Genomic DNA, 26,697 nt, shown 5'->3' with positions numbered 1-26,697 from the left:
GTTGTGGTGAAACCAGTTGTTCATGGCCTCGGCATCAACCCAGAAGGTGAGTGAACCACGGTTAATCAAAGACTTGTTGTATTGAGGCCAGTTGGTGATGGAGTGAAGCGACGTGCCCATGATGCAGACTTGAAGAGGGTGGTGGTGATCAGATCACCGCGCCCTCAGTTAGTTCCATTCAAGCTGCATCGATTTGGGCAACAACGCCATAATGCTCGACACCATAGGTTGGCAGGCAGTCCAAGGCTAACAACATGTCGAGCTGGTTAACCTATCAAGGAGAAAAGCCGGGTATCTACTTCGGGTGAGAAGAAATGTGACATACAGACAGTGTTTCCAAGACATTGAAGACAAATGAATCCAGCCATGCTCTGCTTGCTGACAGTCAAGCTTGTCTCGGGTATGCAGGGATTTTTTGATCTCTTTACGACGACCACATGGGAGCGTGGTGACTTTCCGGTAATACCAGATGCCGTGGGGACTGAGCCAGAGATGTATCGATGAGCTCCTTGTCGTCCACACAAAGTGGATGACCAAGGGCTTTAGGAAGGTAACTTATTGAATTGCAGAAACAAGTGGTGGCCCTACCAGCCACATCCCGGCACTCGAGTCCCCCACCTTGGCTGCTACCTTCCGGTCCTGACCAGGTCGACGGGTTATCAATGCGAGAGGACCAATAGGACCACCGGCGAGGAGAATAGGCAAACTGGGCTCTCAATGCAACGGCTTTCTGCCTTCCAATAGTTCGTTTGCCTTATTTTTCAACAATCTGCCGAATGAATCAGCTAAACAGCATGAACTTGGCCCCCACCAGCAGCATCAACAGGGCAAACGCCTGCTTGAGTCGCTTGGGTGACAGGCGATGTGCCAGTTTGGCGCCAATGCGGGCGAATTGGGTACTGGTCAGCACAATCCCCAACAGGGCTGGCAGGTAGATGTAACCAACACTCCACTCGGGCAGGTCGGCATGACCCCAACCGGCATAGAGGTAGCTGAGACTGCCCGCCAGCGCGATGGGCATGCTGCACGCAGCGGACGCGGCCACCGCATTGCGCATCGGCACACTGTTCCAGGTGAGGTACGGTACGGTCAGTGAGCCGCCACCTATGCCAAACAGTGCCGACATCCAGCCGATAATGGTGCCAGCGATACCTGTGCCCAGCGGCCCCGGCATATGGCGCTCCGCTTTGGGCTTGAGGTTAAGCCCCATCTGCAGTGCCATGCTCCAGGCAAAACAGCCGATGATGATGTTGAGGGTGCTGACACTGAGCAAATTGGCGGTCATGCCACCCAGCCAGCCCCCGATCAACATGCCAACCCCGAGTCGGCAGATCATCACCCAGTCGACGGCGCCGGCCTCCCGATGGGCCCGCAGCGAGCTGAAACCGGTGAAGATCATGGTCGGCAGCGAGGTACCAAGGGCCAGATGGGTGATGATGTCAGGGTCTACCCCCTGGACGCGAAAGGTCATGACCAGCACCGGCACTATGATCAGCCCGCCGCCAATGCCAAACAGCCCTGCCAGCATTCCCGCAAAAGCCCCCAGCAGGAGGTATCCCATAAACAGCATAAAAATTCCTGTCATCAACGAAAAATGGCCACAACGGCCCGGCTACAAAAAAGATCCCCATGAAAAAAGAGATGGCCCTTGGGCCATCTCTTTGGGTGCCTGTCAGTTCAAGGGGATGGTACCGTCCATCACCTTGTAGAAGGCCAGCACGGCGCAACCGAGCAGGGCCGCCGTCATCCCCTGCTCCAGCCGGTTAAGGCCGCGCAGACCATGGTGCTGACGCGCCTTCCAGTAGATGAAGATGCCCGGGCTATAGAGCAACGCCACCAGCAGCAGATACTCGACCCCGGCAGCATAAACCAGCCAGCAGCCGTAAACGGTCGCCACCAGCGCCAGCATGAGATCCCGTTTGCGCTGATGGGGCTGACCCTGATAGGTCTCCCCTTTCAGGGCCAGCTTCAGACCATAAGCGCCAGAGAAGACATACGGCACCAGCGCCGCCGAGGTGGCGATATTGACCAATGCCAGATAGGTACTGCTCTGGAAGTAGATGATGATGAGGAACACTTGCACCAGACAGGTCGAGCACCAGAGCGACACCTGAGGTGAGCCGTTCTTGTTCTCCTTGGCAAACCAGCCCGGGAATACCCCGGTTTTACCTGCGATGTAGGGCACTTCCGCCGCCAGCACGGTCCAGCTCAGCAAGGCGCCCATCACCGAAATGACCAGACCGATGTTGATAAGCCAGGCGCCCCAGGGGCCAACCACGGCTTCAAGGATCATGGCGGTAGAGGGGTTTTTGAGGGCGGCCAGCTGGGGCTGGCTCATGACCCCCAGCGAGAACAGGGTGACCATCACGTAGAGCGCCAGCGCGCCAAGCAGCGCCAGCACGGTGGCACGGCCTACATCCTTGCGATGACGGGCACGGGCAGAGACCACGACAGCCCCCTCAATCCCGATAAAGACCCAGAGTGTCACCTTCATGGTGGACTTGACCTGATCCATCACGGAGCCCAGCTCCATGTTGTTCTGGCCCCAGATATCCAGGGTGAAGGTGTCCATATTGAACGCCAGCAGCACAGCGACACAAAAGACGATGAGCGGCACCATCTTGGCGATGGTGGTGACAATATTCACCAGCGCCGCAACCTGGATCCCGCGCAGCACCAGCGCATGCACCGACCAGATCAGGATCGAGGCAAGGGTGATGGCGACCGGGGTATTGCCATCACCAAAGATGACGTTATCCGGTGTATCAAAGAAGTAGCTCAGCGCGCTGAACACCACGATGGCGTAGGAGACGTTGGCCAGCAGTTGGCAGAGCCAGTAACCCCAGGCCGCGTTGAAGCCGATGAAATCGCCGAAACCGGCTTTGGCATAGCTGAAGATGCCGCCATCGAGATCAGGACGACGCATGGAGAGGTTCTGATAAACCAGCGCGAGACAGATCATGCCAAGACCGGTGATAGCCCAACCCAGGGCAACCGCCCCGGCACTGGCATGAGCAGCAATGTTTTGTGGCAGACTGAAGACCCCGGCGCCGACCATGGAGCCGACCACCAGCGAAATGAGGGCGCCAAGCCCTAGTTTCTTATCCATCTCAATCCTGTCTACTTAGGCGGCGGCAGAGCATCCGTATTCATACTGCGCGCAATATGGGCGGGGGTAGAAATCCAGACCCCGTGAAAAAGGCGGCAACTATATTGCATGACTATTCCGACCGCAATCCCTCGACCCGTCAATCATGCACAGCCTTGACCGCGCGCAATTCTACAGCACTGATCCAGATGGCCTGTGAGCTGGCTCAAATTAACCAAGACTTCTTGATATTTAGCAGTTTCTGCTGTGCGGGACTAACTCGGATGAACCCCATGCATCCTCATGCAGCTCTCTGTTGTATAAATAATCTGCATAAAAAAGCCCCGGTGGAAACACCGGGGCCCATTGTGTAAAGCGCTATAAACGCAAACCGCCATCCAGTTCTATCATCCGCCCCGACAGATAATCGTTGGCAACAATAAAGCTCACCGTATCGGCCAACTGCTGCGCCTCGCCAAGGGTACCGACCGGAATGGCCTGCTGCATCCGCGCCATCGCTTCCGGCTTCATCGCCGCCGTCATCTCGGTGGCAAACACCCCGGGGGCGATCCCCATCACCCGAATACCGTGGCGAGCCAGCTCCCGCGCCCAGGTCACCACCAGCGAGGCAACCCCCGCCTTGCTGGCGGCATAGTTGCTCTGGCCAATATTGCCAGCGCGGGCAATGGAGGAGATGTTAATGATAACGCCACCCTGCCCCCCTTGCGCCATCAACGCCGCCCCTTCGCGACCGCAGAGGAAGGTACCGGTGAGGTTGACGTCAATCACGCTCTGCCACTGGGCCAGCGTCATCTTCTCCACCAGCTCCCCCTCTTTCACCTTGATCAGCATGCCATCGCGCAAAATACCGGCGCAGTTGATGAGGCCGTGCAGCACACCAAAGCGCCCCTTGATGGCGGCAAACGCGGCTTCCACCTCGGCTTCGCTGGCCACATTGCAGACAAACAGCCCGCACTGGCTATCTTGATCGCACTGATCATTCTGACTGCGCACCATGGCGGCGGTCGCCTCCAGATCGGCGCGATTGATGTCGAGCAGCGCCAGCGTCGCCCCCTGTGCACCAAGGGCTAGCGCAATGGCCCGTCCCAAGCCACGTCCGGCGCCGGTAATCACGATGACCTTATCTTTGATATCCATCAATGCTCCTTGTAGCTGGCAGATGGGAGATGCCTCGAAAAGAGGTGGCCCGTCAGGCGGGATCCTGTTTATCCAGATAGAGTTCGACGATGCTGGAGAAATCCCGACTCCCCTGCCCCTGAGCGGCATGCAGGTTGAACAAGTTGCGCGCCAAGGCTCCCATGGGCACCGCGCTGTGGCCATGCTCGGCGAGCACCATGGCCAATCCCAAATCTTTCACCATCAAGCGGGTCATAAAGCCCCCCTGATAATTGCGGGCGGCAGGCACATTCTCCATCACCCCGGGCCAGGGGTTGTAGCGCTCCAGACTCCAGTTGTTGCCGGAGCTCTTGCCCATGATGGTGGAGAGCACGGCCGGATCCAGCCCCTCCTTCACCCCGAGCGCCAGCGCCTCAGCCGTGCCCGTCATGTGGATCGCGAGCAGCATGTTGTTACACATCTTGGCGATCTGCCCGGCTCCCAGCGCCCCGGCATGAAACAGGTTCTGCCCCATGCAGGTGAGCAGAGGTTTTGCCGCCTCAAAATCCGCCCCATCGCCGCCGACGATAAAGGTGAGCGTCCCGGCGGCCGCCCCGCTAACGCCACCGGAAACGGGGGCATCGATAAAGCGCAAACCGCGCGCGCTGGCCGCCGCCCCGACCTGACGGGCAGAGTCGACATCGATGGTGGAGCAATCAATCACCAGCACGCCTTCAGGCAATGCCGCCAGCAGATCCTGCCCGCCTCGCTCACCGGCGCTCTCGCCCAGCCAGAGGGCGCGCACATGCTCCCCCGCAGGCAGCATGCTGATCACCACCTCGCAGCCGGTCACCGCCTCGCGAGCATTCCCCGCGGCAATGCAGCCTCCCGCGATGGCGTGCTCAACGCTTTGCGCAACCAGATCAAACACCTGCACCCTGTGCCCGGCCTTGGCCAGATTGGCCGCCATGGGGCCCCCCATGTTGCCGAGCCCGATAAATCCTATCCTTGTCATCGCGCTTGCTCCTTGCGTTGCTGATGGCGGCATCCGCCGGTTGCCAAGGTGCTATCCCTTGCAGGCCAGTGGATTGAGTCCCTGCGGCCAGCGATAAAACTCGTCCAGCCACTCCCCCTCGGGAGGTAACTGCTGCCAGCGGGGATCTTTATCCTTGTCGATCAGCAGGGCCCGCACCCCTTCCACAAAATCCCCCTTGAGCACGCAGTTGACCGAGAGGGTCAGCTCATCGGCAAATACCTCAGCCAGGGAGTGGCGGCGAGCCAGCCAATACTGGCGCCACAAAATGGCGCGGCTGATGGGGCTGCCGGTGCGGCAGATCTGCTGCGCCTGCTGGAGCACCGCCTCCTGTTCATCAAAATCGGCGCTGAACAGCCGATCCAATACCCCTTGCAGCGTGCGCCCCGCCAGCAGGGCATCGATCCTCTGTTGATGGGGCAACAGCACTGGCGCAGGCAAGCGGGCCGCCACCTCACGGTGCAAACCCCTCAGCAGCAGATCGATCTGCTCACGGGGATCACCACCGGCTGCCCAATCGAGCACGGCGAGCCGTGCCAGCAGCGCACTGCGCTCGCCACTGGCGATGGCATGATCCGCCAACCCCACTCCAAGGGCATCGGCACCATTGAAGCGGGCGCCAGTCAGACCGAGCCAGAGCCCGAGTCGCCCCGGCATCCGGCTTAAAAACCAGCTCGCCCCCACGTCGGGGTAGAGGCCGATGGTCACCTCCGGCATGGCAAACAGGCTCTTCTCGGTCACCACCCGAAAATCGGCGCCGGCAAACAGGCCAATGCCGCCCCCCATGCAGATACCGTCCGCCACGCAGATCAGGGGCTTGCGGTACGAGTGGATGTGGTGGTCAAGCCGGTACTCCTGCTCGAAAAAATCGCGGGCATAGCCAAACAGTTCAGCCTCGCTCGCCTCCTGCTTGCGGTAATAGAAGGAGCGGATATCGCCACCGGCACAGAACGCCTTCTCACCCGCCCCCTGCAGCAGCACACAGATGATGGCGGGATCCTGCTCCCAACGGGTCAGCGTCTGTTGCAGGATCTGGATCATCGGCAGACTCAATGCGTTGAGAGACGCAGGGCTGTCGAGGGTCAACACCCCGATCTGATGGCCATCTTCGGTGGGATGGCAGCTAACCTTGACCGGTTCACTCATAAACGGCTCCGTATGGATTTATTCTGTTGGGCCATATTGCCAGCGCGGTAAGCGTTTCTCCAAGAAGGCGGCCACCCCTTCACGCTGGTTGGCATCGGTAAAGAGATCGAGAAACAGTGCCCGCTCAAGGGGCAAGGCGGCATCGCGCGGGCCGCTGCGGCCCTGATTGATCAGGGTTTTGCAGGCGCGCAGAGCGCTCGGGCTCTGACGAGCCACCAGCTGGGCCATCTGGTGCGCCGCTTCCCACCCTTGTCCGGTTTTTACTACCTCTTCCACCAGCCCCATCTCGTAGGCCAGCGAGGCACTCACCTTCTCGCCGCAGAGGATCATCCGTTTGGCCCAGCCCGGCCCCACTAGCTCGGTGAGACGCTGGGTGCCTCCTGCGCAGGGCAGCAAGCCCACCGATGCCTCCGGCAGTCCCAGCAGCGCCTGCTGCTCGGCGATGCGGATATCACAGGCCAGCGCCACTTCCAGCCCGCCTCCCATGGCATAGCCATTGATGGCGGCGATACTGACCCCGTGAAAACGGGCCAACGCCTCGAAGGCCTTGCCAAAGGCGTCGACGACCTGGCGAGCCAGCTCGACATCCCCCTCGACAAACATATTGAGGTCGGCACCGGCGCAGAAGAATTTGTCGCCTGCACCGCGGATCACCAGCGCCACCACGTCGGGACGGCTGTCGAGCTCCACCATCATCTGCAAAAAGGCCTGCAGGCTGGCGAGGGTCCAGGTGTTGGCAGGGGGATGGTCGAGGGTGATATAGGCAACGTGGCCATGGTATTCGAGTCTGATCCTTGTCATAACATTGTCCTTGTCGATGAAGCTGCAGCCATGATGACAGGCTTGAATGACACCAACCTGTGGCTGGCTCACAAAGCCGAAACCGGCATGGCATGGTGCAAATCGGGTGGCAGGCAACACACCCTTGATGCGACCACCGGTTAGCCCAGCGACAAGCCGGGATCGGCCAGCAGGCGGCGAGCGATGATGAGTCGCATCACCTCATTGGTGCCCTCCAGAATGCGGTGTACCCGGGTATCGCGCAGATAGCGCTCGAGCGGATACTCGCGGATATAACCATAGCCGCCAAAGAGTTGTAGAGCCTCATCGCAGACCCGATAACCCGCATCGGTGGCAAAACGCTTGGCCATGGCGCACCAGGCACTCTTGTCCGGCGCCCCGCGATCCAGCTTGTCGGCAGCCTGACGCACCAGCAAACGGGCGGCCGCCAGCTCGGTCGCCATGTCGGCAAGGCGAAACTGCACGCTCTGGAATTCGCTGATCGGGCGACCAAATTGCTGGCGCTGCTGCACATAGGCCAGCGCATCATCCAGCGCCTGCTGGGCAGTGCCCACCGAACAGGTGGCGATATTGATGCGCCCGCCATCGAGGGCCTGCATGGCGAATTTGAACCCTTCCCCCTCCTCACCCAGCCGGTAGCTGGCAGGAATTCGCACCCCGTTGAACGCCACTTCTCTGGTCGGCTGGCTGTTCCAGCCCATCTTTTCCTCAGGCTTGCCATAAACGATGCCCGCGCTGTCGGCCGGTACCATAAAGGCGGAGATCCCACTCGCCCCCTCACCACCGGTGCGGGCCATCACCACCAGCACATCGGTACTGCCCGCCCCCGAGATAAAGACCTTGGTCCCCTCGATGAGGTAGCTGTCACCCTCGCGAATTGCCCGGGTCTTGAGGGCCGCCGCATCGGAGCCCGCCCCGGGCTCGGTGAGGCAATAGGAGCCCAGCAGCTCGCCGCTGGCCAGTTTGGGCACCCACTCCTCGGCAACCTCGGTGGGCAGCCAGCTACCCAGCATCCAGCTCACCATGTTGTGGATGGTCAGATACGCCGTGGTCGAGGTACAGCCCATGGCGAGGCGCTCAAAGATGAGACTGGCATCCAGGCGCGGCAGCCCCAATCCGCCAAACTGCTCCGGGGTATAGAGGCCGCAAAACCCGATCTCGGCCGCCTGTTTGATAGTGGGGATGGGAAACTCGTGTTCTTTATCCCAGCGCGCGGCATGGGGTTTGAGCGCATCATCGGCAAAGGCGGCGGCCGCCTCCACATACGCCTGTTGATCATCGGTCAGGGTAAAATCCATCTTGTCGTTCGCTCCCTTGTTGCCCTGCGCTTATTGTCCCGCGCTTATTTTCCCGCGTTAGTGCTTTATGACGCGGCGCCCACACACTGGTCATTCGGATCTGCCACTATGGCGCTGTTGCTGTGGTAGCTGATGACGCTCTCACTACCCCCTCTCTATCGACACACAACAGACTAACAATTGATTTACGTTTACGCTAACGTAAACTTGTGGCAGAAGTGAAGTACAAAATGGCCCGACCACTGCCAGCCTTGAAGCCGAGTCAGCCGGTCGAGCCAACCTTCCTACCCGACTGTCATATCCGCAAGGAGAGCATGGATGCAGATGGATGAGACCCTGAATGCCCTGACCGAACAGGTTGCGGCCTTCTGCCAGAAAGTGATCGCCCCGCGCGCCAGCGAGATCGATCAGAGCAACGCCTTTCCCCGTGATCTCTGGCCCCGGATGGGTGAACTGGGGCTGCACGGCATCACGGTGGCGGAGGAGTATGACGGGGTGAACCTCGGCTATCTGGCCCACGTGCTGGTGATGGAACAGGTGAGCCGCGCCAGCGCCTCGGTCGGCCTCTCCTACGGCGCCCACTCCAATCTCTGCATCAACCAGATCCACCGCCACGGCACGGCGGAACAGAAAGCACGCTACCTCCCCCCGCTGGTGAGCGGCGAGCATGTGGGGGCGCTGGCCATGAGCGAGCCGGGAGCCGGGTCCGATGTGGTCAGCATGCGCCTCACCGCGGAGCGCGAGGGCGATCACTTCGTGCTGAACGGCAGCAAGATGTGGATCACCAACGGCCCGGATGCCGACACCTTCGTCATCTATGCCAAGACAGATACCAGTGCGGGCCCCAAAGGAATTTCTGCCTTTATCGTTGAAGCCGGCACTCCCGGTTTTTCTACCGCCCAGAAGCTCGACAAGCTGGGGATGCGCGGCTCCAGCACCTGCGAGCTGGTGTTCGACAACTGCAGGGTGCCGCAGGAAAACATGCTGGGCACCTTGCACGGCGGGGTCAAGGTGCTGATGAGCGGGCTCGATTACGAGCGGGTGGTGCTGGCTGCGGGCCCCCTTGGCATCATGCAGGCCTGCATGGATGTAGTGCTGCCCTATGTGCGTGAGCGCAAGCAGTTTGGTCAAGCCATCGGCGAGTTCCAGCTGGTGCAGGGCAAGCTCGCCGACATGTATACCCGCCTCGCCAGCAGCCGGGCGCTGGTCTACTCGGTGGCGAACGCCTGCGATCAGGGCCGCACCAGCCGTAAAGATTGCGCCGCCGCCATCCTGTTTGCCGCCGAAAACGCCACCCAGATGGCGCTCGATGCCATCCAGCTGCTGGGCGGCAATGGCTACATCAATGAATACCCTACCGGCCGCCTGCTGCGGGACGCCAAACTCTACGAGATAGGCGCAGGCACCTCTGAGATCCGCCGCTGGCTCATCGGCCGCGAGCTGATGGGGGATAACCTATGAGCAGGATCCACTCCCGTCTCGACACGGCGATCCCGGAATATGCGGCCAATCGAGCTGCCATGCAGGCATTGGTCGACGATCTCCATGCCCGTATTGCCGAGATCGCGCAAGGGGGCGGCGCGGCCAACAACGCCCGCCATCAGGCCCGTGGCAAGCTGCTGCCCCGCGAGCGCATCAACCAGCTGCTGGACTCGGGATCCCCATTTCTCGAACTGTCGGCGCTGGCTGGCTGGCAGGTCTATAACGAGCCGGTGCCCGCCGCCGGCATCATCACCGGCATCGGTCGGGTCTCGGGCAGGCTCTGCATGCTGGTGGTGAACGATGCCACCGTGAAAGGCGGCACCTACTACCCGCTCACGGTGAAAAAGCATCTGCGCGCCCAGGCCATCGCCGAGCGGCTGCGCCTCCCCTGCCTCTATCTGGTGGATTCCGGCGGCGCCTTTCTGCCGATGCAGGATGAGGTGTTCCCCGACCGGGATCACTTTGGCCGCATCTTCTACAACCAGGCCCGCATGTCGGCCCAGAACATCCCCCAGCTGGCGGTGGTAATGGGGCTCTGCACCGCCGGGGGCGCCTACGTCCCCGCCATGGCGGACGAGTCGATCATGGTCAAGAGCCAAGCCACCATCTTTCTGGCGGGCCCACCGCTGGTCAAGGCCGCCACCGGCGAGGAGATCAGCGCCGAGGCCCTGGGCGGCGCCGAGGTGCACTGCGCCCACTCCGGCGTTGCTGATCATATGGCCCGTGACGATGCCCATGCGCTGGCTATTGCCCGCACCCAGCTCACCCATCTGGGCAGTGACCATTCTCCGCTCTCGGGTTTGGCATCGGGCAGCCCAAGTTACGATGAGCCAGCCTACCCCACTCCCTGTTACCCGATAGAGGAGCTCTACGGTCTGGTGGGCACCAGCCTCAAACGCCCTTACGACGCCCGCGAACTGATCGCCCGACTGGTGGATGGCTCTGACTTTGACGAATTCAAGGCGCTGTTCGGCACCACCCTGGTGACCGGCTTTGCCCGCATTTGTGGCATGGAGGTGGGGATCCTCGCCAACAACGGCGTGCTGCACAGCGACAGTGCCCAGAAGGGGGCCCACTTTATCCAGCTCTGTAATCGCCGTGCCATCCCGCTGCTCTTTTTGCAGAACATCACCGGTTTTATGGTGGGGAGTAGCGCAGAAAAAGAGGGGATCGCCAAGCACGGCGCCAAGCTGGTCACCGCCGTGGCCTGCAGCCGGGTGCCCAAGATCACCCTGATCGTCGGCGGCAGCTTTGGTGCCGGCAACTACGGCATGTGCGGCCGCGCCTATGAACCCGATTTTCTCTTTAGCTGGCCCAACAGCCGCATCTCTGTCATGGGCGGCGAGCAAGCTGCCGGAGTGCTGGTACAGGTGCGCAGGGACAAGCTGGCAGCCGAGGGCAAGAGTCTGAGCGAGCAGGAAGCGGCCGCCATCCGTGCCCCGGTGATCGAACAGTATGAGCGCCAAGGCCACCCCTACTACGCCAGTGCCCGCCTCTGGGATGATGGCGTCATTGACCCAGCCCAGAGTCGCACCGTACTGGCGCTGGCGCTCGCCGCCTGTCAGGGTGCCCGCATTGAACCCGAGCAGTACGGCATCTTCCGGATGTAAGGAGCAAGCACATGTCCGATCCACTCACTTCCCCTGCACTCAGCTCGTCAGCCCAGAGCCCGTTTCGGCTGGAACGGCACGGCCCGCTGGCCGAGCTGGTGCTGTCGCGTCCGGCCCGCCACAACGCCTTTGATGCCGACCTGATGCTGGGGCTGCTCGACTGTCTCGATGATCTGGCCCATCTCCATGGTCATGATCTCACCGAACGTCCCCACGCCCTGCTGCTGCGGGCCGAGGGTAAACACTTCTGCGCGGGCGCCGATCTCAACTGGATGCGCAATCTGGCTCACGCCGATTTCGAGCACAATCGCGAAGACGCCCGGGTATTGGCGCGGCTGATGCAGACCCTCGACGAGCTCCCCTTCCCCACGGTGGCGCTGGTGCAGGGTGCCGCCTACGGCGGTGCGCTGGGCTTGATCTGCGCCTGCGATCTGGTGCTGGCCAGCGACGATGCCCGCTTCTGCCTCTCCGAGGTGAGCCTTGGTCTGGTGCCTGCGGTGATCAGCCCCTACGTGGTACGCGCCATGGGAATGCGTCAGGCGCGCCGCTACATGCTCAGTGCCGAGCCATTCGATGCCATCACCGCCTGTCGGCTCAATGTGGCGCACCAACTCTGCAAACCGGAGCAACTGCTGGCGGAAGGGCGGGCGCAGGCCCTGCGTCTGTGCCGCAACGGGCCGGAGGCGATGAAAGAGACCAAACGACTGCTGGCGGCCATAGAGGCCCATCCTTCCCGTCTGCACGAAGAGAAAACTGTCGAGACCATCGCCCGGGTTCGGGTGGGGCTCGAAGCCCAGGAGGGGATGCAGGCCTTCTTCGACAAACGCCCCCCCAGCTGGCGCCCCCGTTTCAAGGACGAAGCATGACTCAATACCACCCTATCAAGCGCCTGCTGATCGCTAATCGCGGCGAATATAACCGGAGTGCGGATCAATACGCTTTGCACTTGTGCACCTTGAACAACAGGGAGCCAAAATGACTTATCACACTCCGATTAGGCGCCTGCTTATCGCCAACCGTGGCGAAATCGCCGTGCGTATTATCAAGACGGCGAAGCGCCTCGGCATCCACACCATCGCCCTCTACTCCGATGCCGATGCCCATGCCATGCACACCCGTCTGGCCGATGAGGCCTGGCATCTGGGGCCCGCACCCGCCAAAGAGAGCTACCTCGACACCGGCAAGGTGCTGAAGATTGCCAAAGCGGCGCGCGCCGATGCCATCCATCCCGGTTACGGCTTTCTGTCAGAAAACAGCGACTTTGCCACCGCTTGCGAACAGCGCGGCCTGCGCTTTGTCGGCCCAAGCGGCGCAGCCATTCTCGCCATGGGCGACAAGTCTGGCGCCAAGACGCTGATGCAGACGGCCGGCGTACCTGTGCTGCCCGGCTATCACGGCACGGATCAACGGCCGGACTTTTTGCGCGATCAGGCCAGCCAAATTGGCTTCCCGCTCCTTATCAAGGCCGCCAGTGGCGGCGGTGGCAAGGGGATGCGGCGGGTCGATCAGCTGGCCGACTTTGACGAGTCTCTGGCGGCAGTCAAACGGGAGGCCAAGGCCGCCTTTGGCGACGATCTGGTGCTGCTGGAGCGCTATCTGCCCCAAGCGCGCCACGTGGAGGTGCAGGTCTTTGCCGATAGCCTCGGCAACGCCATCTATCTGGGGGACCGGGACTGCTCCTTGCAGCGGCGCCACCAGAAGGTGATTGAAGAGGCGCCTGCCCCCAACATCCCTCCGGCTCTGCGCCGCGCCATGGGGGATGCAGCCGTGGCCGCTGCCAAGGCCATCCACTATCAGGGGGCTGGCACCATAGAGTTTCTGCTCTGCAAGGATGCGTTCTTCTTTATGGAGATGAACACCCGGCTGCAGGTGGAGCATCCGGTCACCGAGGCGGTGACCGGACAGGATCTGGTGGCCTGGCAGCTGGCAGTGGCGGAAGGCAAGCCGCTGCCACTGACTCAAGATCAGGTGGTGCTGCGCGGCCATGGGGTGGAGGCGCGCCTCTACGCCGAGGATGTGGCGGCCGGTTTTCTGCCCGCCAGCGGCCCCATCCGCTGGCTGCACTGGCCGGATGGCGTGCGCATCGACACCGGCGTCACCGCTGGCGATGAGGTCAGCCCCTATTACGACCCCATGATCGCCAAGCTGATCGCCCACGGTCAGAGCCGCGCCGAGGCGTTTGCCCAACTGGCCGATGCGCTGGCGGCGCTGGATCTCGGCCCGCTGGTGCACAACGGCCCGCTGCTGCTGCGGCTGTGTGAAGAGCCTGACGTCTTGGCCATGCGCCACCATACCCAGTGGCCCATCCCCACCGAACCGCAGCCCATTCCTGAGCTCGCTTGGCCGCTGGCCACTCTCTGGCTGGCGAGCCGCCCTGCGGGCCACTCCCCCTGGCAGCAAGCCTGCGGATTTCGGCTGGGGCCGGATCGCTGCTGGACGGCGGCGGTGCGCATCGGCGATAAGCGCCGGGTATTGACCCTTAACGATCATGACGGTCAGTTTGAATGGCAAGGGGAGAGCTGTTGCTACCAAAAAGGCGATGACCATATCCGCCTGCAACAGGGTGGCTGTTGGCAGCAGATCCCCATTCATTCGGTCTCAGGCACGGAGGCAACCTTCGTCATGACGCTGGCGGGTCAGCGCATCCGCTTCGCAGCCGATGATCAGCAGCACGATCACCACCATGATCAGACAAATGAGAAGGCGCAGGGCGCCATCGCCCCCATGCACGGCATAGTAGTGACCGTGCTGGTCGAACCCGGCCAAACAGTCAGCAAGGGGCAACCCCTGCTGGTGCTGGAGGCGATGAAGATGGAGCACCAACTGCGAGCAGAGCGGGACGGGGTGATTGAAGCCCTGCAGTGCACACAGGGCGAGCAGGTAAGCCAGGGCGCCGTACTGGTGCGTTTTGTCGATGCAGATGCTGCCCCGGAGCATAACGCCATCAACCAACAAGCGAGCAACCCATGACGAGAGGATCAGCAATGCAGGATGACAAGGTCAGTCTGGTGGAGATGGGGCCGCGCGATGGCCTGCAAAATGAAGCCAGCCCGCTGGCACTGATCCAGCGGCTGGAGCTGATCCAGCGACTGGCCGACAGCGGCCTGCAGCGCATCGAGGTGGGCGCCTTCGTATCTCCTAAGAAGGTGCCGCAGATGGCAGACTCCGCCGCACTTTTTCAGGCACTGCCGCGCAAGGGATCAACCCGTTACGGCGCACTGGTGCCCAATCTGCAAGGCTTGCAGGCCGCCATCGCCGCCCGCGCCGACGAGATTGGCCTCTTCACCGCCTGCTCTGACGGCTTTACCCGCGCCAATATCGGCATCAGCGTAGAAGAATCCCTGGTGCGCTTCGCCCCGCTGGTGCAGGAGGCGCGCCGCCTCGGCATCAAGGTGCGTGGCTATCTCTCCACCGTCATCGCCTGCCCGTTCGATGGCCCGACCCGCCCGAAACGGGTCGCCGCCATGGCCGAACAGTTGCTGGATCTCGGCTGCCACGAAATTTCACTGGGGGACACCATAGGCGTTGGCACCCCGGGCACTGTGGTCCCGATGCTGGATGCGGTGCTGCACGAGATCCCCGCCGGGCGGCTCGCGGTCCATTTTCACGACACCTACGGCCAGGGCTTGGCCAACCTGCTGCCTGCGCTGGAGCGCGGTATTCGCACCATCGATTGCTCGGTGGCGGGCCTTGGCGGCTGCCCCTATGCACCGGGTGCCTCCGGCAATGTGGCGACAGAAGAGGTGGTCTATCTGCTGCATGGCCTTGGCATGATGACCGGGGTGGATCTCGACAAACTGGCGGCCACCGGCCAGTGGGTCAGCGAGCAGCTCGGCCGCCCCAACGGCTCGCGAGTCGGTCAGGCCCTGCACGCCAATGCCGAGCGGCTGCGGGCCCGCCTCTGCCAGCCATCTTCCTACTGACAGGAGGCATCACCATGTCCCGTTCCCAGCCCGGCAAGGAGATCACCTACAGCATCTCGGAGCTGGCCCACGAGTTCGATATCACGCCGCGCACCATCCGCTACTACGAGGATGAGGGGCTACTCACCCCGCAGCGGGAGGGGCAAACCCGCATCTACAGCCACAAGGAGAAAACCCGCCTGAAATTGACTCTGCGCGGCAAGCGGCTGGGGTTTAGCCTGGCCGAAATCCGCGAGCTGTTCGAGATGTATGACACCGACAAATCGAGCAACACCCAGCTCAACTCGATGATCCAGCTTATTGATGAAAAACGCAGCGCGTTGCGCCAACAACTGGACGATATCCAGATGGTGATGGCCGAGCTGGAGGCGGCCGAACAGCGCTGTGTTAATTCCCTTAACAGCTTGAAAAGCAGCGCAGATTAACCGAATCTGGGAACATGCCATTGCCCTGGTGAACCCATGAAATATTGGTGCTGGTTTTTGCTGTTATTCAGCCTGTCCGGTTGGAGCCGCCCCCTGATCAAGGTTGGCGGTTACCCCTATGCCCCCTTCGTGGTCAAGCTCTCCGATTCACACTATGAAGGGCTGACCCTGGATCTCATCGACCAGCTCAACGCCGTCCAGCAAGAGGTGAACTTCGTGTTTGTCCCCACCTCGGCAGCCAACCGCTACAAGGCGCTCGATATGGGCCGTTTTTCCCTGATGCTGTTTGAAGACAGCAACTGGGGCTGGCAAGCCGATCAATACAAGATGACAGCCCCCTTTCTCGGGGGCGGTGAAGTCTATGTCGCGCTTAAGAAAGCGGGCCGGGATCAACGCTTTTTCGACGATCCGGCCAGCCATCACCTCATCGGGGTGACCGGCTATCACTATGGCGTCGGTCAGTTCAATGCCGATCCCGCCTACCTGAAGCGCACACTGAATATCACCCTGGTTAAAGACAATATCAGCGCCCTGCAAGCCCTGCTCAAAGGGCGTGGCGAGGTGGCCATTCTCAACGTCTCCTACCTTAACCAGTATCTGCTGGCCCATCCCGACACGGCCGACCAGCTGCTGATCTCGCAAAAATGGGATCAACAGTATCAACACCGCACCATTCTCCACCCTGCGGCCCCCATTACCCCGGCTCAGCTGGAGCACTGGCTGGCAGCCCTGCAGCAAAAGGGTGAACTGGATCGCCTTTGGACAAAGTACGGCGTACAACAGTACGCAACCCCATGATTACTATCCCGCTTTTCTGTACCATAGCGGGAACCAAATGGGAGTGCACCATATGAACACCACCAAGCCCGCGTTCCCCAAGCTTCGCCTGTTGCGCTACCTTGCCTACGCTTTCCTGCTTCTGCTGATCCTGATCACCCTGCTGTTGTGGCAGACACCCCGACTGGTCCAGCGCTATCTGCCCGGCTGGCTGGCCGAACACTATGGCCTGCAGCTGACGCTGGGAGAGATTGAGGTAGGCTTGCGCCACCCTTCCCTCACCCTTGGCGCGACTGCACTGCTCGATGCCAAGCAGCAGCCCATCGTCAGTTTTGAGCAGCTCTTGATCACCCCCAACCTGCAAGCCAGTTGGCAGCAGAAGGGGGTTGTCCTCTCCGCCGTCTCCCTGACCAGACCGGTGGTACTGCTGCAACGGCTGGCAGACAAAAAAGGGGACGTTCGACTCAATCTGACCGATGCGCTGGCCACAGTGCTCGCCCCTGCGCCCTCCCCCGAGCCCGAGACAGCGAGCGCCCCGCTGCTGGTCGATATTGCCAGCATCGCTGTCACTGACGGTCATGTGCGCTATCAGGATCAACGCAAGGAGAACGAACCCGGCTGGCTGCCCCCCCTCAATCTGGAGAAAGTGACCCTTAAGCTCGATAACCTGCGCACCGAGGCAAATCACCCGACCGCCTATCAGCTCAATGCCGCCATCAACGGCAAAAGCAGCCTCGCCGCCCACGGCAAACTCGATGTGATGAGCGGCATGGGCCAGGGCAAGGTGAGCCTCAAGCAGGTCGAGCTTATACCCTTTGCCCCGCTCTGGGCCCCCTACCTCAAGCTGGATCTGGCCAAGGGACACGCCAACGCAGAAGTGGAATACCTGCTCAAAGAGAGCAAGCAAGGGGTGCTGTGGCAATTGTCCAAAGGCAAGCTGACCTTGGACAACTGGCAGCTTAAAAAACACAAGGGCGACGAGTTTGCCCGCTTCAGCCAGCTGGCTCTCAGCGAACTGGCTATCGATGGCCAGAAGCAGACACTGCAGATCGGCAAGGTGACCCTGCAGCAACCCCTCCTCAAGGCCACCCTCAACGCACAGCAGGAGCTGGATCTGACGGATCTGCTCATTGAGCAAGCACCAGCCAACCCCGTCAAAGATGCCAAAGGCGCCAAAGCTGCCAAACCGACCGCCGCAGACAAACCCTGGCAGTGGCAAATCAAACAAATCGCCATCGACAAGGGCGATCTCACTCTCACCGAATCGAGCAGCGGCAAACCGCTGGCACGCCAGCTCTCCGGCCTCAAGCTGGCGCTGGGGCCACTAGGCAGCAAGGGGGAGCAATCGAGCAAACTGACCCTGGCCACCCACTTCAACCAGAACAGCCCCCTCACCTTTGCCGGTCAGCTGACCCTGATCCCTTTCGCCTTAAGCGGTGAGATCAGCCAGCAGGGACTGCCCCTGGCACTGGCGCAGCCCTATCTGGCCAATCTGCTGCGCATCAAGCTGCAAACCGGGCAGCTGAGCAGCAAGACCAGGCTTGATCTCGCCACCACGGCGCAAGGGGCGCTGGGCAAACTGACCCTGCAAGGTGGTCTTGATATCAGCGGGCTCAAAGTGGTCGATCGGGCTGACAACCAGCGACTACTCGAGATCAGCAATCTCCAGCTCACCGGCCTCGATTATGATGGCATCAGCCAGCAGATGCGGATCAAGGACATTGCCCTGAGCAAACCCTTCGCCCGCATCGAGATCAACGAGGATGGCATCACTAACCTGCAACAGCTGCTGCTGCCGCAACCTGCGGCGACCAAAAGCACTCAAGCGGCTGCAGGCAGCAAGGGCCCCGACTTTCGCTTCACCATCGACCAACTGCGCACCGAGCAGGGCAACCTGCGCTTTGCCGATCGCAGCCTGAGCCAGGATTTCGTGGCCGATATCGCCTCGCTGGGCGGTCAAAGCCGCCATATCAGCAATATTCCGGGGCAACGCTCCGATCTCGCCTTCAACGGCAAGGTAGATCGCTATGCGCCAGTGACCATTCGCGGCGGCACCAACCTGCTGGTCGCCAACCCGATCCTCGATATCGCGGTGGCCTTCAACAATCTGGAGCTCACTACCTTTACCCCCTATTCGGGCACCTATGCCGGTTATGCCATCGACAAGGGCCAGCTCTCCATGAAGCTGCACTACAAGCTGGAGGGCAACCGGCTGGAGGGGGATAACGACATCACCATCAAGAAGCTGCAACTGGGCGAGAAGATCAAGAGTGAGCAGGCCAAGGATCTGCCGCTGGGGCTGGCCATCGCCCTGCTAAGCGATGCCAACGGGGTCATCCAGATGAACCTCAAGGTGAAAGGCGATCTCGATCAGCCGGACTTCAGCATCGGCAATATCTTCTGGGATGTGCTGGGCAACACCCTGAGCAAGGCGATCACCTCCCCCTTCTCGCTGCTCGCCTCACTGGCCGATGGCACCGAAGATCTCGATGAACTCCCCTTCCTGCCGGGAGACCCCGACCTGACCCAAACCCAGCTGGACAAACTGGCCAAGCTGGCGCAGGCCCTCAAGGATCGGCCAAAGCTCAGCATGAACATTCGCGGCAAGGTCAATTTCAACGAGGAGCGCCCCATACTGCAACGGCAGAAACTGGAGCGAGTGCTGGCCAAACTCACCGGCAATCAGGCCGATCTTGACCTGCTGGAGCAAGATCCCGACCTGCAAGAAGCGCTAGCGAAAGCCTACCAGGAGCGTTTCTCCGAAGATCTCGATGATCTGGCTGACCGCCTCAGTCTGGATGAAGAGAGCCCCGCCTTGCGGGCCCAAGCTATCGCCCTGCTGCAGGAGCAACAACTCATCACCGCCAAATCCCTGCGCAATCTCGCCATGCGCCGCGCCCAAAATACCAAGGAGTTTCTGGTCGACAGCCAGGGGATCGCCCCGGAACGGCTGTTTGTACTCGACAGTCAGGTCAAGGAGGAGGACAAGGAGGCGAAAGTGGTGCTAACGCTGGATCAGTAAATCAGCCCCTTTTATCATTGCGTAATAAAAAAACACCCTTTCAACTTTTTTGACACCTTTTGCTCACCAAACAACCTGATTTGGTGAGCATTTAGCCTGCCACACAAATAATCACGTAGTTTTTTTACGTTTTTTGCATCTTCCCCCCTTGCAGGAGATCTATCCCCTGCTTAAAATCGCGCGTCTTTTGTTAACCCCCCACCTCTATTTTTGGAGAACGCCACGTGAGCGAAAAATTGGCCAACCCTGCCCCTCTGGGTCTGATGGGTTTCGGTATGACCACTATCCTGCTGAACATCCATAACGCAGGTTTCTTTCCCATCAGCGCCATGATCCTGGCCATGGGCCTGTGCTACGGCGGTATGGCCCAGATCGTCGCGGGTATCATGGAGTACAAGCGTGGCAACACCTTCGGTGTGACCGCCTTTATCTCCTACGGTTTCTTCTGGTTGAGCCTGGTGTTCCTGCTGGTGATGCCGACCATGGGTCTGGCCGAAGCCACCCCGCACGCCTACATGGGCTGGTATCTGCTGCTGTGGGGTGTCTTCACCCTGTTCATGCTGGTAGGTACTGTCAACTACCCGCGTGCCAAGCAGTTCGTGTTCGCCTCCCTGACCGTGCTGTTCTTCCTGCTGGCCGCCCGTGACTTCACCGGCAGCACCCTGATCGGCACCATCGCCGGTTTCGAAGGCATCATCTGTGGCGCCAGCGCTATCTACCTGGCCATGGCCACCGTGATCAACGAGCAGTTCGGCCGCACCGTGATGCCGATCGGCGATCACAAGAAAGCCGCCGCCGTACAGCTGAAAGCTGCTGCCTGATAGGCAAGCGATTCAGATTGTGAAAAAGGCACCTTCGGGTGCCTTTTTGCTATCTCGCAAAGCTGATCTGCCAGCGAATACGCCACATACACTCCCCTTTCAACCTCACAGCCGGATATCCGCCGCTTTGGATATTGCCGCATCCTTCGTTATCCCCTCCTCTTTTGGTCGCTCCGATTCGGTCATATCCGCGGATTAACAGCAAGCTCAGGGAACAAGTGATCCGGCTTGTGGGCCTTTTGTGGACTTTGCCGCAGGGAAGATCGCATTGATGGCGGGGCTGCACCGCAAGGCGGCAGAGAGACCCGCAACGAACACTGTGGAGGGATTGAGCGAGCCGAGCGAGTTGCCATCAAGCAGCGCCAGCTGCGCTCCTTGGAGCTCTGGCAATTACTGTATCTGCATGTTAAAGAGCAATAACCCATAAGTTTTACTTCCGATTAGCTCTTTCAATTCAATGACGCTTAAGCTTGAACCTAATTGTGAGCGAGGTCACCCACAGCTAGATATTGCGTTGAATGAGATACTCATTTGATGCACTATACGCTATTGTTATTGATTTTATCACATTAGAGATGGATACAAATGGAGAATAGAGGACGGTATTACTTAGGGAGAGTACTCAAGATAAATTTAACACAAAAGGATTTGATGGATGCTATTGTATCACCCCCAGTAATTACAAAAGGTAAGTTTGACTGGACGATTACTGACTGTATTGATGCTAGAAGTGACGACATCCCCTTTGTATTTGGCAAGCTTTCCAAGTATGCCAAAGACGGTCATGCAAATGTTGTAGATGAACGTAGTCGCTCACAAGTAAAGGCCGATGTCCCAAATTTAGTTGAAGCATCCTCCCCATTTATATATCTGCCTGAATTTTCGGGAATCGCATTTCTACACGTTTGGAATGGTATACAAGAAGATGTTTTTCCACGCAGATTTAAGTCTATCATTGAAGATGTTTTTGATGGATTTATGGTCTCGTGTGAGATAGATCCATTGGCAGATTATACTGAGTTCACACAGAAACTCAGGAATATTAGTATACTTACAGAAATGTCTGCAACTGTATCCCCACCAAATCCATTATTTGGTAGGCTGTGGGGGGAACTAAACGAATATATATCAAAAAGGAATGCCTCAGAAGTTACAGTAAAAGAAAGTAGCTCTAAATTATCAGGAATTAAGTCAAGATTAATAGATCTCATGGATGGGATTATGAAATCAAATGATTATATTCCTGATAACCCAGCTGATATTGGTGATGCAGTTATTTTAATGGCAGCTGATGGATATGGCAGAGGAAAAGTTCGTGGAATGTCTGAAGATGGAGAAGAGGTAGAGATAAAAACTTCAGACACCCAAAAAAGCTTCCTTTTCTCAAAGGATCCAAACCCATATGAACTGGCAAAAAGGGTAAAGGAAATTTTTGCAAAAACCAGTATAGAAAGAGATATGAAACATTGATAAAAATAATTTACTTAACTCGTGTTTTAATTATAAGCGTCGAGTTTCTCGTCATAGTCACCAGCTTGTTATTTAACCAATACTTATTGGTTTCAATAGAGGGCTTAATGACTCATTTCAAGATAAACAATGATGCTTATAACTATTTGATAGTTATACCCGTTGGAATATTTATATGGATGATTAATGAGGTCACCCCTATTTTATTTCCAAACGAGAAAGTAAACACATTCTTACACAAATGGAATAGCCTTTGGAAGTTAAAGTCTCATATATATGCTGGTCTTTTATACTCAGGCATTTCTACAATAACATGTCTTCTAGTATGGTTGTTTTGCGATAGTTCCTTACCACAAAGCATACTGCTTTTGGCTACTGCACTAGCTGTTCAATCATCATCAGCAATTAGTTTTTTTCTTGCCAGAGTAGAAATATCATCAATATTAACCAGAGCATCTGAGTAAACGCCGCGAGAATTATCAATGAAAAGAAATAAATATAGAGAATTATTTGAAACAGAAGATGAACGTTCAGATATTTTGATAGCTGCTTATTATCAGGCCGCGGATATACGAAAATTTGAAATAGATATGTATTGGAAACGAGCAGCTTATTTTTGGGCATTAATAGCCGTAGCCTTTGCCGCATTTTTTGCGGTCTCGAGTGCAGAACATCTGTCAGTACAAGATAAAAAACTATATTTATCAGCGATATCATCAGCTGGATTTATTTTCACGTTTGCATGGTTTTCTGTTAACAAAGGGAGTAAGTATTGGCAAGAGAATTGGGAGAATCACTTAGATTTATTAGAAGATAAAATTACTGGCCCTCTTTATAAGACTAAGCTAGAAAGACCTATAAATGATTCCTGCCTCGAAAAATTAATTATCGGCCCTCAGCCATATTCAGTTTCCAAGATAAACCAGATTGTTGCTGTATTTACAATGCTTATATGGTTGTTTTTTATGGGTTCAATCTTTTTAAAAAAAATCACAATAAGCACCTGCAATGTCATCTTATTCGTCCCTATAATCATATCTGCATTATTTACTCTGGCTATTATATTTTTTGGAAAATCACATCAGAGTGAAATGAATCCCACATTTTCAGTTCGAGATGTCAAACACCCAGACGACCAATAACGTGTTGACAGCTTTAAACATCCAATGAAACTGGACATTCTAGAAACATTTATTCAGTATTCTGGAAAGATTTTTCATATTATCAGATAAGGATGCGAGATTATGATAGGTTTATACTAGTCAAAAATATTCCTCTCGCAGAGCGAGACAGAGTTCTAATTTTAAATCTGGAGCAAAATATTGCAAAAATAGAGTACAGCAAAACCATATGCCCAGAGCCCACCAGCTCTGGGCATATAGAGAAAAAGCAAAACGATATTAATGGTGCTTTTCCACTGTTTTACAGTAGGTGATTTGTATTTATGACGAAGGATCCTGCAACGCCCTCCCCCGCCAGCAAGCGGGTCGCGGGGAAACGCAGGGCGGGATCCTGGCTAAAGAACTGGCTCAGTTGCCGGTATACCGCGGGATAGACCTGCTGCAATCGCAGCGGATCGGTAAAGAAGCACTCGCAGCTGACGGCGAAAAACTCGGCGGGATGTTCGGCAGCATAGGGATCGATGGCGGTTACCTCGTCCCGGTCGAGCTGCTGACACAACTCATCGAAGGCGGCCTGAAAGGCTTGTTGCCACAACTGGCTACTCATCGGCCCCGGCAATGGGGGCGTGCCGTCCGCCTCACCACCCAGCATGTCGAGCTTGTGGGCCAGCTCGTGGATCACCAGATTAAAGCCGTCCCAGTCGCCATCCTGCTGCAGATCGCTCCAGGCCAGCACCAGCGGCCCTTGCGGCCAGGATTCACCGGCGTTCTCCTCTTCAACTTCGCTCACCAGCCCGAACTCATCCTGCACCTCCTGCCGCCGGGTCACGGGTTCGGGAATGATGATGATTTCGTGAAAGCCGCAATACCAGTCAGCTCCAAGATGCAAAATGGGCAGCGCCGCCTGCAGCGCCAACACCGCCTGTTGACGGGGGCTGAGCTCTACCCCGATCAAGGTCAGGGTCTTGCGCTTGAGCAGCTGTTGCCCAAGCCCGATGAGCGTGATTTGCTCTGCTTCGCTCAGCCCTTGCAAGATGGGCACTGCCGCCAGCCCCTGGCGCCACAGCGCCAGCTCATCTTCACTCATGGGCGTTTGCGGGCGACCACCCAGCCATTTGAACCATCCCAGCACGCCTACTCCTTCTTCTTTATGGAAAAAACCAGATCACAGCAGTTTGATGAATCGTTTCGGCCGCTCCTGATACGCCTGCGCCAGATAGAAACGGTGGGCCGCCTCGCGCTTGAGGCTGCTGGAAAGCTCCATATGGGCGCAACCTGCGGCACGCGCCATCTGTTCAGCTCGCTTGAGCAAGGCTGCGCCAACCCCCGCCCCTCTTGCCCCTTCATCGACAACCAGCGCCGAGATCAGGCCCCACGCTGGTGCAACATGCAGCGGTGCCAGCCTGTGCCACACCAATACCCCGACCACCTTATCGGCCAGGGAGGCGAGCAATACCGCACTGGCGGGATCTGGCGCCAACAGGCGCGCCGTCACGTCACCGCCCTCGGCAGGATACCCCAATTGGCTGAACAGGTGGGCGATAGCGCTCCCGTCAGCGGCCTCAGGGGCGCGGATCGTCAATGTTTCAGCAATCTCTTTCATGATTGGCCTTATGTTTGCTTTCCATTGTGTTACGCCCGTCACATTGATCGGCGCAGATCAACAAGGAGGATCTCATTTTTACTCATAGAAAACGCTGCTTGCCATTATCCCCCCACCCTTGTCAATTCACAAATTTGCAACAAGGCAACATTTTTCACTGGGAAGTACCGATACAACTCGATATGTTACAACCCACGCATGGCGCGTGTTTGCGCTGTGCTTAACCCCTCAACCTCGTGCTCATTTGTTAATTGGATTGTTAACAAGCTGGGCCGAAAACAGTGACAGAGAGCGAGGCCAAGATCTCGCCAAGACAGCGCCACAAAAACAACAAAGGAGTTGTTGTACATGAATGAAATCGTCAATGCCATCAACGGTGTGATCTGGAGCCCTGCGCTCATTTACCTGTGTCTGGGGGTCGGTCTTTACTTCTCCCTGCGTACTCGTTTTTTGCAACTGCGCCATATCAAAGAGATGGTGCGCCTGATGTTTGATGGCAAGAGCACCGATGCCGGTGTCTCCTCCTTCCAGGCGCTGGCCATGACCCTGGCAGGTCGAGTGGGTACCGGTAACATCGCGGGCGTGGCAACCGCCATCACCTTCGGTGGCCCGGGTGCCCTGTTCTGGATGTGGATGGTGGCCTTCCTCGGCGCCAGCTCTGCCTTCGTGGAATCCACCCTCGGTCAGGTTTACAAAGAGAAGATCAACGGTGAATACCGCGGCGGCCCGGCTTTCTATATCGAGAAAGGGCTCGGCATGAAGTGGTACGCCTGGACTTTCGCCATCGCTACCATCTTCGCCTGCGGCGTGCTGCTGCCGGGTGTACAGGCCAACTCCATCGGTGCCAGCCTGAAAACCGCGTTTGATATTGATCCGAACGTCACTGCCGCCGGTCTGGCGCTGCTGCTTGGCTTTATCATCTTCGGGGGCGTCAAGCGTATCGCCAGCTTCGCCAGTACCGTAGTGCCCTTTATGGCGCTGGGCTACATCATAGTGGCCTGCGTCATCATCGCCCTCAACATCTCGGCCCTGCCGGGCGTGATCCTGCTGATCTGGAAAAGTGCCTTTGGTATGGATGCCGGTTTCGGTGCCATTCTGGGTCTGGCCATCATGTGGGGTGTCAAGCGCGGGGTCTACTCCAACGAAGCGGGTCAGGGTACCGGGCCGCACGCCTCCTCTGCCGCCGCGGTGAGCCACCCTGCCAAGCAGGGTCTGGTGCAGGCGTTCTCGGTCTATATCGACACCCTGTTCGTCTGCTCCGCCACTGGCTTTATGCTGCTGATCACCGGCCTCTATAACGTGCAAGGGCCGGACGGTGCCGCCCTCTATACCGGTATTGCCGGTATCGCAGCGGGCCCGGGCTATGTGCAGACCGCCATGGAGAGCATGATGCCGGGCTTTGGCAGCATTTTCGTGGCTATCGCGCTGTTCTTCTTCGCGTTCACCACTATCGTTGCCTACTACTACATTGCCGAAACCAACATCGCCTATATCAACCGCAAGATGAATCGCCCCTGGCTCACCTTCTTGCTGAAAATTGCGCTGATGGCCGCTACCGTCTATGGCACCGTCAAGACGGCAGACTTGGCATGGGGTCTGGGTGATATCGGGGTCGGTCTGATGGCCTGGCTCAACATTATCGCCATCCTGCTGCTGCAAAAGACCGCCTTCACCTGCCTGAAGGATTATGAAGCCCAGCAGGCACAAGGGCTGGATCCGGTGTTCCACCCGGAGAAGCTCGGCATCAAGAACGCCGATTACTGGATGGGCCACCGCTCCGAGGACAATCTGGAGCGGGAAAAAGCAGGTCACCCGTTCGAGCCGGATCCGGATCGCAAGATCTCCTGAACCACACCAGCGTAAAGCACCCATAAAAGTGGCAGCCTCGGCTGCCACTTCTTTTATGCTCTTTTGCTCTCTATATGCTCGTGCTTTTGCTCTCTCTGCTCGTGCTACTCGCG

21 protein-coding genes, 1 other RNA gene and 1 pseudogene are annotated in these 26,697 nt (G+C 58.2%); 12 read left to right on the top strand and 11 right to left on the bottom strand.

All coding sequences use genetic code 11. The annotated features are described in order from the left end of the window. The 9 genes and pseudogenes from CF137_RS20085 to CF137_RS20040 form a co-directional block, all read right to left on the bottom strand. A pseudogene (locus tag CF137_RS20085) lies at nucleotides 1–120 on the bottom strand (IS5/IS1182 family transposase); the annotation flags it as partial. A 462-nt stretch (nucleotides 121–582) separates the two neighbouring features. Continuing rightward, nucleotides 583–679: signal recognition particle sRNA small type (gene ffs / locus CF137_RS20075), an RNA gene on the bottom strand. Nucleotides 680–781: 102 nt separating this feature from the next. After that, the gene (locus tag CF137_RS20070) at nucleotides 782–1,570 is read right to left on the bottom strand and encodes a sulfite exporter TauE/SafE family protein (protein WP_139721232.1); all 789 of its coding nucleotides are present in this window, start codon (nucleotides 1,568–1,570) and stop codon (nucleotides 782–784) included. A gap of 102 nt (nucleotides 1,571–1,672) precedes the next feature. Then, nucleotides 1,673–3,109: an arginine-ornithine antiporter gene (gene arcD, locus CF137_RS20065; RefSeq protein WP_139721230.1), complete on the bottom strand. Its 1,437-nt coding sequence runs from the start codon at nucleotides 3,107–3,109 to the stop codon at nucleotides 1,673–1,675. A 357-nt stretch (nucleotides 3,110–3,466) separates the two neighbouring features. Next, nucleotides 3,467–4,246 carry an SDR family NAD(P)-dependent oxidoreductase gene (locus tag CF137_RS20060; protein ID WP_139721228.1) on the bottom strand — a complete coding sequence of 260 codons (780 nt, stop codon included), beginning with the start codon at nucleotides 4,244–4,246 and terminating at the stop codon, nucleotides 3,467–3,469. Between the two features lie 52 nt (nucleotides 4,247–4,298). Then, nucleotides 4,299–5,219 (bottom strand): 3-hydroxyisobutyrate dehydrogenase, encoded by a 921-nt coding sequence (mmsB, locus tag CF137_RS20055; RefSeq protein WP_139721226.1) that lies wholly within the window; start codon nucleotides 5,217–5,219, stop codon nucleotides 4,299–4,301. A gap of 51 nt (nucleotides 5,220–5,270) precedes the next feature. Beyond that, nucleotides 5,271–6,383, bottom strand: coding sequence for an enoyl-CoA hydratase/isomerase family protein (locus CF137_RS20050; protein WP_139721224.1), 1,113 nt, complete (start codon nucleotides 6,381–6,383; stop codon nucleotides 5,271–5,273). Nucleotides 6,384–6,401: 18 nt separating this feature from the next. Continuing rightward, nucleotides 6,402–7,184 (bottom strand): enoyl-CoA hydratase, encoded by a 783-nt coding sequence (locus tag CF137_RS20045; RefSeq protein ID WP_139721222.1) that lies wholly within the window; start codon nucleotides 7,182–7,184, stop codon nucleotides 6,402–6,404. A 140-nt stretch (nucleotides 7,185–7,324) separates the two neighbouring features. After that, entirely contained in the window at nucleotides 7,325–8,482 is a 1,158-nt protein-coding gene (locus CF137_RS20040) for an acyl-CoA dehydrogenase family protein (protein ID WP_139721220.1), read from the bottom strand. A gap of 318 nt (nucleotides 8,483–8,800) precedes the next feature. Here CF137_RS20040 and CF137_RS20035 point away from each other — a divergent pair, with 318 nt between their 5' ends. The 11 genes from CF137_RS20035 to CF137_RS19985 all read left to right on the top strand — a co-directional run bounded on the left by CF137_RS20035 (nucleotide 8,801) and on the right by CF137_RS19985 (nucleotide 23,154). Further along, complete coding sequence (locus tag CF137_RS20035; protein WP_139721218.1) at nucleotides 8,801–9,943, top strand: isovaleryl-CoA dehydrogenase; 1,143 nt, start codon at nucleotides 8,801–8,803, stop codon at nucleotides 9,941–9,943. Beyond that, entirely contained in the window at nucleotides 9,940–11,574 is a 1,635-nt protein-coding gene (locus CF137_RS20030) for a carboxyl transferase domain-containing protein (RefSeq protein ID WP_139721216.1), read from the top strand. The genes CF137_RS20035 and CF137_RS20030 overlap by 4 nt, the downstream gene beginning before the upstream one ends. Nucleotides 11,575–11,585: 11 nt before the next feature. After that, the gene (locus tag CF137_RS20025) at nucleotides 11,586–12,440 is read left to right on the top strand and encodes an enoyl-CoA hydratase-related protein (protein WP_139721214.1); all 855 of its coding nucleotides are present in this window, start codon (nucleotides 11,586–11,588) and stop codon (nucleotides 12,438–12,440) included. A gap of 109 nt (nucleotides 12,441–12,549) precedes the next feature. Then, the gene (locus CF137_RS20020; protein ID WP_139721212.1) at nucleotides 12,550–14,544 is read left to right on the top strand and encodes an acetyl/propionyl/methylcrotonyl-CoA carboxylase subunit alpha; all 1,995 of its coding nucleotides are present in this window, start codon (nucleotides 12,550–12,552) and stop codon (nucleotides 14,542–14,544) included. 14 nt (nucleotides 14,545–14,558) lie between these two features. Next, entirely contained in the window at nucleotides 14,559–15,497 is a 939-nt protein-coding gene (locus CF137_RS20015; protein ID WP_139721236.1) for a hydroxymethylglutaryl-CoA lyase, read from the top strand. Nucleotides 15,498–15,511: 14 nt separating this feature from the next. Further along, nucleotides 15,512–15,922 (top strand): MerR family transcriptional regulator, encoded by a 411-nt coding sequence (locus CF137_RS20010; protein WP_098969576.1) that lies wholly within the window; start codon nucleotides 15,512–15,514, stop codon nucleotides 15,920–15,922. A 36-nt stretch (nucleotides 15,923–15,958) separates the two neighbouring features. Further along, nucleotides 15,959–16,720: a substrate-binding periplasmic protein gene (locus CF137_RS20005; protein WP_139721210.1), complete on the top strand. Its 762-nt coding sequence runs from the start codon at nucleotides 15,959–15,961 to the stop codon at nucleotides 16,718–16,720. Nucleotides 16,721–16,772: 52 nt separating this feature from the next. Beyond that, nucleotides 16,773–19,721, top strand: coding sequence for a DUF748 domain-containing protein (locus CF137_RS20000; RefSeq protein WP_139721208.1), 2,949 nt, complete (start codon nucleotides 16,773–16,775; stop codon nucleotides 19,719–19,721). A gap of 224 nt (nucleotides 19,722–19,945) precedes the next feature. Beyond that, the gene (locus CF137_RS19995; RefSeq protein ID WP_042062716.1) at nucleotides 19,946–20,542 is read left to right on the top strand and encodes an acetate uptake transporter; all 597 of its coding nucleotides are present in this window, start codon (nucleotides 19,946–19,948) and stop codon (nucleotides 20,540–20,542) included. A gap of 651 nt (nucleotides 20,543–21,193) precedes the next feature. Next, a complete protein-coding gene (locus tag CF137_RS19990) occupies nucleotides 21,194–22,012 on the top strand; it encodes a hypothetical protein (RefSeq protein WP_139721205.1) in 819 nt (272 codons plus the stop codon). A 482-nt stretch (nucleotides 22,013–22,494) separates the two neighbouring features. After that, nucleotides 22,495–23,154 (top strand): RipA family octameric membrane protein, encoded by a 660-nt coding sequence (locus CF137_RS19985; RefSeq protein WP_139721203.1) that lies wholly within the window; start codon nucleotides 22,495–22,497, stop codon nucleotides 23,152–23,154. Nucleotides 23,155–23,434: 280 nt separating this feature from the next. Here CF137_RS19985 and CF137_RS19980 read toward each other — a convergent pair whose 3' ends face one another. Then, nucleotides 23,435–24,220, bottom strand: coding sequence for a M90 family metallopeptidase (locus CF137_RS19980; RefSeq protein ID WP_240038579.1), 786 nt, complete (start codon nucleotides 24,218–24,220; stop codon nucleotides 23,435–23,437). A gap of 78 nt (nucleotides 24,221–24,298) precedes the next feature. Beyond that, the gene (locus CF137_RS19975; protein WP_139721198.1) at nucleotides 24,299–24,736 is read right to left on the bottom strand and encodes a GNAT family N-acetyltransferase; all 438 of its coding nucleotides are present in this window, start codon (nucleotides 24,734–24,736) and stop codon (nucleotides 24,299–24,301) included. A gap of 348 nt (nucleotides 24,737–25,084) precedes the next feature. Here CF137_RS19975 and CF137_RS19970 point away from each other — a divergent pair, with 348 nt between their 5' ends. Continuing rightward, nucleotides 25,085–26,584, top strand: coding sequence for an alanine/glycine:cation symporter family protein (locus CF137_RS19970; protein ID WP_139692647.1), 1,500 nt, complete (start codon nucleotides 25,085–25,087; stop codon nucleotides 26,582–26,584). Nucleotides 26,585–26,697: the final 113 nt, after the last annotated feature.

The organism is Aeromonas sobria (assembly GCF_006243315.1).
Lineage (GTDB): Bacteria > Pseudomonadota > Gammaproteobacteria > Enterobacterales > Aeromonadaceae > Aeromonas > Aeromonas sobria_A.
This window is presented reverse-complemented; position numbering and strand designations above follow the sequence as displayed.

What these genes read in the sequence shown, in the direction of transcription:
- CF137_RS19975 (WP_139721198.1), bottom strand. Translation starts at nt 24,736, where the DNA reads ATGAAAGAGATTGCTGAAACATTGACGATCCGCGCCCCTGAGGCCGCT.
- CF137_RS19985 (WP_139721203.1), top strand. Translation starts at nt 22,495, where the DNA reads ATGAAAAGAAATAAATATAGAGAATTATTTGAAACAGAAGATGAACGT.
- CF137_RS20045 (WP_139721222.1), bottom strand. Translation starts at nt 7,184, where the DNA reads ATGACAAGGATCAGACTCGAATACCATGGCCACGTTGCCTATATCACC.
- CF137_RS20060 (WP_139721228.1), bottom strand. Translation starts at nt 4,246, where the DNA reads ATGGATATCAAAGATAAGGTCATCGTGATTACCGGCGCCGGACGTGGC.
- CF137_RS20025 (WP_139721214.1), top strand. Translation starts at nt 11,586, where the DNA reads ATGTCCGATCCACTCACTTCCCCTGCACTCAGCTCGTCAGCCCAGAGC.
- CF137_RS20040 (WP_139721220.1), bottom strand. Translation starts at nt 8,482, where the DNA reads ATGGATTTTACCCTGACCGATGATCAACAGGCGTATGTGGAGGCGGCC.
- CF137_RS20030 (WP_139721216.1), top strand. Translation starts at nt 9,940, where the DNA reads ATGAGCAGGATCCACTCCCGTCTCGACACGGCGATCCCGGAATATGCG.
- mmsB (WP_139721226.1), bottom strand. Translation starts at nt 5,219, where the DNA reads ATGACAAGGATAGGATTTATCGGGCTCGGCAACATGGGGGGCCCCATG.
- CF137_RS20050 (WP_139721224.1), bottom strand. Translation starts at nt 6,383, where the DNA reads ATGAGTGAACCGGTCAAGGTTAGCTGCCATCCCACCGAAGATGGCCAT.
- CF137_RS20020 (WP_139721212.1), top strand. Translation starts at nt 12,550, where the DNA reads ATGACTTATCACACTCCGATTAGGCGCCTGCTTATCGCCAACCGTGGC.
- CF137_RS20000 (WP_139721208.1), top strand. Translation starts at nt 16,773, where the DNA reads ATGAACACCACCAAGCCCGCGTTCCCCAAGCTTCGCCTGTTGCGCTAC.
- CF137_RS19970 (WP_139692647.1), top strand. Translation starts at nt 25,085, where the DNA reads ATGAATGAAATCGTCAATGCCATCAACGGTGTGATCTGGAGCCCTGCG.
- CF137_RS20070 (WP_139721232.1), bottom strand. Translation starts at nt 1,570, where the DNA reads ATGCTGTTTATGGGATACCTCCTGCTGGGGGCTTTTGCGGGAATGCTG.
- CF137_RS20005 (WP_139721210.1), top strand. Translation starts at nt 15,959, where the DNA reads ATGAAATATTGGTGCTGGTTTTTGCTGTTATTCAGCCTGTCCGGTTGG.
- arcD (WP_139721230.1), bottom strand. Translation starts at nt 3,109, where the DNA reads ATGGATAAGAAACTAGGGCTTGGCGCCCTCATTTCGCTGGTGGTCGGC.
- CF137_RS20015 (WP_139721236.1), top strand. Translation starts at nt 14,559, where the DNA reads ATGCAGGATGACAAGGTCAGTCTGGTGGAGATGGGGCCGCGCGATGGC.
- CF137_RS20010 (WP_098969576.1), top strand. Translation starts at nt 15,512, where the DNA reads ATGTCCCGTTCCCAGCCCGGCAAGGAGATCACCTACAGCATCTCGGAG.
- CF137_RS20035 (WP_139721218.1), top strand. Translation starts at nt 8,801, where the DNA reads ATGCAGATGGATGAGACCCTGAATGCCCTGACCGAACAGGTTGCGGCC.
- CF137_RS19990 (WP_139721205.1), top strand. Translation starts at nt 21,194, where the DNA reads ATGGATGCTATTGTATCACCCCCAGTAATTACAAAAGGTAAGTTTGAC.
- CF137_RS19980 (WP_240038579.1), bottom strand. Translation starts at nt 24,220, where the DNA reads ATGAGTGAAGATGAGCTGGCGCTGTGGCGCCAGGGGCTGGCGGCAGTG.